7 protein-coding genes and 1 pseudogene are annotated in these 5,762 nt (G+C 71.5%); all 8 read left to right on the top strand.

Annotated elements, in window-relative coordinates; genetic code table 11:
• Window positions 1-479: flagellar hook-length control protein FliK (locus ACILQS_RS15150; RefSeq protein WP_395640956.1), on the top strand; the 479-nt coding region annotated here is incomplete at its 5' end.
• A 9-nt stretch (window positions 480-488) separates the two neighbouring features.
• Window positions 489-899 carry a flagellar hook capping FlgD N-terminal domain-containing protein gene (locus ACILQS_RS15145; protein WP_395640955.1) on the top strand — a complete coding sequence of 137 codons (411 nt, stop codon included), beginning with the start codon at window positions 489-491 and terminating at the stop codon, window positions 897-899.
• A gap of 73 nt (window positions 900-972) precedes the next feature.
• Window positions 973-2,142 carry a flagellar hook protein FlgE gene (locus ACILQS_RS15140; RefSeq protein WP_395640954.1) on the top strand — a complete coding sequence of 390 codons (1,170 nt, stop codon included), beginning with the start codon at window positions 973-975 and terminating at the stop codon, window positions 2,140-2,142.
• 323 nt (window positions 2,143-2,465) lie between these two features.
• Window positions 2,466-2,744 carry a flagellar FlbD family protein gene (locus tag ACILQS_RS15135; RefSeq protein WP_395640953.1) on the top strand — a complete coding sequence of 93 codons (279 nt, stop codon included), beginning with the start codon at window positions 2,466-2,468 and terminating at the stop codon, window positions 2,742-2,744.
• Complete coding sequence (locus ACILQS_RS15130; RefSeq protein ID WP_395640952.1) at window positions 2,744-3,559, top strand: motility protein A; 816 nt, start codon at window positions 2,744-2,746, stop codon at window positions 3,557-3,559. Before ACILQS_RS15135 ends, ACILQS_RS15130 begins: the two co-directional genes overlap by 1 nt.
• Window positions 3,556-4,434 carry a flagellar motor protein MotB gene (locus ACILQS_RS15125; protein ID WP_395640951.1) on the top strand — a complete coding sequence of 293 codons (879 nt, stop codon included), beginning with the start codon at window positions 3,556-3,558 and terminating at the stop codon, window positions 4,432-4,434. Before ACILQS_RS15130 ends, ACILQS_RS15125 begins: the two co-directional genes overlap by 4 nt.
• 87 nt (window positions 4,435-4,521) lie before the next feature.
• Complete coding sequence (locus ACILQS_RS15120) at window positions 4,522-5,415, top strand: flagellar motor switch protein FliM (protein WP_395640950.1); 894 nt, start codon at window positions 4,522-4,524, stop codon at window positions 5,413-5,415.
• A pseudogene (locus tag ACILQS_RS15115) lies at window positions 5,412-5,762 on the top strand (flagellar motor switch protein FliN); the annotation flags it as partial. The gene ACILQS_RS15120 and the pseudogene ACILQS_RS15115, both read left to right, overlap by 4 nt.

Raw genomic sequence — 5,762 nt, 5'->3', positions numbered from 1 at the left:
CTCCCGCCCCCGCCGAGGCGGCGGTCACCGCCCCCGCGTCCGCGCCCGCCCTCGTCGAGCAGATGCGGGCTCCCGTGGCCGCGATCCGCGCCCTGCCGGAGGGCACCCACGTCGTCACCGTGCACGTCACTCCCGACGAACTCGGGCCGGTCACCGTGCGCGCGGTCGTCACGGATGGCGCGCTCGACGTGCAGCTCACGGTCTCCACCGACGCCGCGCGGGACGCCCTGCGTGCGATCCTCCCCGACCTGCGGCGCGACCTGTCGAGCGGCGGCGCCCCGGCGCAGTTGCAGCTCGCGGACGCCGCGAGCGACGGCCCTGCCGCCGATCGCGGCTCCACCGAGCGACAAGCGGAGCGCGGCACGGACGGGCGCACGCGCGGCGGTCGCGCCGATTCCGGGACATCCTCGGCCGAGCCGGCCGCGGCATCCCGACCTGTTCTCGCCCCCGGGCACACCGCCCTCGACGTGCTGGCGTAAGGAGCCGACATGACCACCCCGATCGCCGCCACCGGCACGAGCACCTACACCTCGAGCACCGGCACCCGCGCCCCGCAGCAGACGATGAACGCCGACGTGTTCATGCAGTTGCTCGTGACGCAGCTGCGCAACCAGGATCCCTCGTCGCCGATGGACACCAACGAGATGCTGGCCCAGACCACGCAGCTCGCGTCGATGGAGCAGCTGACGACCCTCACCGGCCTGACCGAGGAGAACTTCTCGCTCAACATGCGGGCCGCCGCCTCCGCCCTCCTCGGCAGGAGCGTCGACTACACGGATGCCGACGGCAAGGCCGCCTCCGGCACCGTGTCGTCGGTCACCTTCTCCGCGAAGGTGCCGGTCGTCAACGTGAACGGCGTCGCCATCCGCCTCGACGAACTCCTGGGCGCCGGCGCCTAGCCGACCCCCGCGACCACTCACCCGCTTCACCCGCTTCACCTGAACTCCTGAAACATCCAAGAAAGGACGCATCATGCTCCGCTCGCTCTACTCCGGGATCTCCGGGCTCCGCTCGCACCAGACCATGCTCGACGTCACCGGCAACAACATCGCCAACGTCAACACGACCGCGTTCAAGTCGTCGGCCGTCCGCTTCCAGGACACCCTGTCGCAGATGACGCAGGGCGCCGGTGCGGCGACCGAACTCCAGGGCGGCACCAATCCCGCGCAGATCGGACTCGGCGTGCAGGTCGCCGGCATCTCGACCAACTTCACGCAGGGCTCCACCCAGTCGACCGGCAAGTCGACCGACATGATGATCTCGGGCGACGGCTTCTTCGTCGTCACCCGCGGCGGTGAGACCCAGTACACCCGTGCCGGTGCGTTCGACTTCGACTCGGCCGGGCGCCTGGTCACCGCCGACGGCGGCATCGTGCAGGGCTGGGCGGCCGTCAACGGCGTCGTCCCGGTCTCCGGCGGAGTCGGCCCCGTCACCCTCCCGCTGACCTCGATGGCCGCGGCCGTCGAGACGACGGCGGCCGGGGTCACCGGCAACCTGCCCTCCGACGCCGCGACGGGGCAGACCTACGTGCGCGACATCGAAGTGTTCGACGAGACCGGCGCCGCCCGCACCGTCACGCTCACCTTCGAGAAGACGGCGGCCGGCTGGGATGTCGACGCCGCCGATGGGGCCACCACGGCGTCCGGGTCGATCACCTTCGACAACGGGCTGCTCGACACCGGCGGCACGCTGACCGTCGGCGGCATCGACATCGACCTCACGGGCGTCACCGGGTACGCGGAACTGACCACCGTATCAATCGCGAGCCAGAACGGCCGGGAGGCGGGCTCGCTGCAGTCGTACTCGATGTCGAGCGACGGGACCCTCATGGGCTCCTACAGCAACGGCACCACGCAGCCGCTGGCGCGCATCGCCCTCGCCACGTTCACCAACCCGGGGGGACTGGAGAAGGTCGGCGGCACCGCCTACCGCGCCTCGATCAACTCGGGCGAGGCCCGCTACGGCACCCCCGGCGCGGACGGCCTCGGCCAGCTCGTCGGCGGCGCCCTCGAGATGAGCAACGTCGACCTCTCGGCGGAGTTCACCAACCTGATCGTCGCGCAGCGCGGCTTCCAGGCGAACGCCCGCATCATCACCACGTCCGACGAGGTGCTCCAGGAGCTCACGAACCTCAAGCGCTGACCCCGTCGCCCGAACGCCCGGTCCCGCCTCGTGCGGGCCGGGCGTTCGCGCGTTCCGGGGGCGTCCCGCCCGCCGAGAACCCCGATTCGCGTCGACATCCCTGATTCCCACCCGAGGCCTCGACGCATATCGAGGCACTCGGGCGGCCGACACGCGATCGGGGGATGGCGGCGGGGGAGGGGTGTCGGGAGGATCGGGGGACGGAAGTGACGGGGGCTGCTAACGGGCGGGGGACATCGGCCGACAGTGCACCTTGAACACGGACGAACACCGTTCCGTGAGGGGATTCCGGCGCTCAGGATGAGCGCCGTCAAGAAGGCAGGATGCCGATGATCGTGGTCACACGTCTGAACGGTTCGCGGTTCGCCGTGAACCCGGACCTCATCGAGCGCATCCATGCCAGCCCCGACACGACCCTCGTGCTCGTCGACGGGTCGTCGTACATCGTCACCGAGACCCTCGACGAGATCATCGAACTCGTCGCGCGCTACCGCGCGAAGGTCATCGCCCTGGCCCACGCCGCATCCACCGACCCGGCCGAGGGACCCGCCCTTCCGGGCGAGGTCGTGCACCTGGCATCCACCCGCGGGAAGAACCGCTGATGGATCCGGCAACGCTGATCGGGATCTTCATCGCATTCGGGGCCATCCTCGCGATGATCTTCCTCGAGGGCGGCAGCGTCTCCTCGATCCTGCTGCCCGCCCCGATGATCCTCGTCTTCGGCGCGACGATCGCCGTCGGCATCGCGAGCGCCACCGTCAAAGACCTCGGGCTCGTCGTCAAGGCGCTGCCCCGGGCGTTCCAGGGCAAGGTCGAGTCGGCGCCGAAGCTCATCGCGCAGATCTCCGGCATCGCCGAGAAGGCCCGGCGCGAGGGTCTGCTCTCGCTCGAGGCCGAGGCGGCGAAGATCAAGGACCCCTTCCTGAAGGAGGCGCTGCAGAACGTCGCCGACGGGATGGACCCCGACGAGCTGCGGGAGCTGCTCGAAGAGAAGCTCGCCGCCGAGGAGCGCACCGAGCGCGTCGCGGCGAAGTTCTACACGACGATGGGCGGCTACGCCCCGACGATCGGCATCATCGGCACCGTCGTCTCGCTCACCCACGTGCTCGAGAACCTGTCCGACCCCGAGAACCTCGGGCACATGATCGCGGCCGCGTTCGTCGCCACGCTGTGGGGCGTGCTGTCGTCCAACCTGCTCTGGATGCCGATCGGCGCGCGGCTGACCCGGCTCACCGACCTCATGGTCGAGCGCCGCACCCTCGCCATCGAAGGCGTCCTCTCGGTGCAGGGCGGCGCGCAGCCGCGTGCCATCGTCGAGCGGCTCGAGGCGATGATCGGCATCAAGGCGCCGGCCGCCAAGGGTGGCGCGAAGGCCGGCAAGGGCGGCAAGAACCCCGATCTGAAGGTCGTCGCATGAGCCGCCGGCGGCGCGGTCACGCGGCGCACGCCGACGGCGGCGGGCACGGCGGCGGCGAAGAGCGCTGGATGGCGTCGTACATGGACATGGTCACCGTGCTGATGTGCCTCTTCATCGTGCTCTACGCGATGTCGACGGTGGATGCCGAGAAGTGGGAGACGCTCAAGCTGTCGCTCGCGACCGGTTTCGGGGTCACGCAGTCCGACACGGTCGACACCGCGGAGGGCCTCGTCGTCCCCGAGGAGCTGGTCGGGGAGGCCGGTCCGTCCGAGGGGTACGCGGGCTACGTCCCCGAGCCCACCGAGTTCGAGCAGATGCAGCAGTTCGCCGACACCATCTCGGCGCAGCTCGGTGACTCGGGGCTCGCGGCGGCCGTCGAGTTCGAGATCGAGGACCGCGGACTCGTCGTGAAGCTCACCGGCGTCGACACGTTCTTCGACGGCAACTCGGCCCGGCTGCGGCCCGACGCGCTCCAGGTGCTCAACGCGATCGGCCCGGGCCTGGCCGCCTCCGGGCGGGAGCTGTCGGTGGAGGGCCACGCCGATCCCCGTTTCAACCCCGCGCCCTACGAGACGACGTGGGAACTCGCGGCGGCGCGCGCGACGAGCGTGCTGCGCTACCTGGTCGAGTCGAGCGGGATGCCGGCGGCGCACATCTCGGGCACGACCTTCGGGTCGGCGCATCCGGCTTCCGACGACCCGGCGCAGAACCGACGCGTCGACATCGTCGTGCTGACCACCGATCCGGAGGGGCTCGCCCAGCAGCTCAGCCAGGCATCGGAGGAATCGTCGTCCGGGGGGACGACGTCACAGGGGCAGGGCTCGGGGGAGCCCGCCTCGACCTCGGGAGGGAAGGAGACCGGATCGAGCCATTGATCCCGTCCGCACGGCTCAGTCCGTCCACCCAACGGGGGGTACCCGCCTAGCTAACGCCGCATCTCGGAACACCCGACAGTCAGCACCATGACGGTCGTGGTGGCGGATGAGCTGGATGCGGGTACCCCCGCGCCCGAGCCGTACGACTTCCGTCGCCCGGCGGCCATCCCGCGCGAGCGGATGCGTCGCCTCGAGTCGGCCTTCGAGACCTTCGCCGACCGGTGGTCGACCACGCTGTCGGCTCGCCTGCACGCGGAGGTCGTCGTCGAGCCGGTGTCACTCGCGGCCCTCGACTACCGCGAGATCGTCGACCGTCTCGCCGACGACGACGCCCTCGTGCTCTGCGCGGTGCCGGGAACCGAGGCGCGCGGCCTGATCCGCGTCGCGGTGCCCGCCCTGCTCGGCTGGGTCGCCCGCACGCTCGGCGGGGCTCCCGCGGCCGTGCCGGCCCGGGAGTCGCTCACCGCGATCGAGCAGGCGATCGTGCGCCGCATCCTGGACGGCGCGTTCGAAGATCTTCGCTACGCGTTCACCGGCTTCCTGCCGATCGACCTCGCCGTCGCGTCCTTCCCGATCGCCCCGCGCCTCGCCTCGGCGGCCCGCCCCGACGACGTCATGCTCGCGGCGGGGTTCACGGTGCTCATCGACGGCGCGCGCACACCCTTCGCCCTCGTGCTGCCTGCGGTCGCCGTCACCGCCGGCACCGAGGACATCGCGGCCCCCGTCTCCGACGCACCGGCGGAGCTGCTCCGTGCCCAGATCGTCACGGTTCCCGTCGAGCTGGCGCTGCGTCTGCGTCCCGCTCCGGTCAGCCCGGCGACGATCCTCGGCCTCGCGGTCGGCGACGTCATCGCGCTTCCCCACCAGCAGCACCGCCCGCTCGACCTCGCGGTCGAGGGGCAGATCGTGGCGCACGCCGCGATCGGCGCGCAGAGCGGCCACGTCGCCTGCGTCGTCACCGACCTCGAGGAGATCGAATGAGCACCGCAGACACCCTGAGCCCGGCGGGCATCGAGGAACGTCTCGTCACCGCGCTGGCTCCGGCGCTGCCGATCGCCGAGGCGGTCGTCGCCGAGCCTCTCGACCACACGCCGTCCGTCCCCGCCGACGCGGTCGCCGTCAGCGCGACCTTCGTCGGCTCGCGGTCGGCCGACCTCGTGCTGGTGATCGCCGACGGCGCACTGCTGACGGATGCCGCCGGCGTCGACGGCGGACGGGTCACCGCGGCCGACGTGCTGCGCCCTGCGCTCGAGGCGGCCGCCGCGCCGCTCGGGGTCGGCGTCGTGGCCGAGCCGCGGGAGGTGCCGGCCCAGGCCGCGCTCGCCGAA

It is taken from the genome of Pseudolysinimonas sp. (assembly GCF_044239695.1).
Taxonomy (GTDB): domain Bacteria; phylum Actinomycetota; class Actinomycetes; order Actinomycetales; family Microbacteriaceae; genus Pseudolysinimonas_A.
This window is presented reverse-complemented; position numbering and strand designations above follow the sequence as displayed.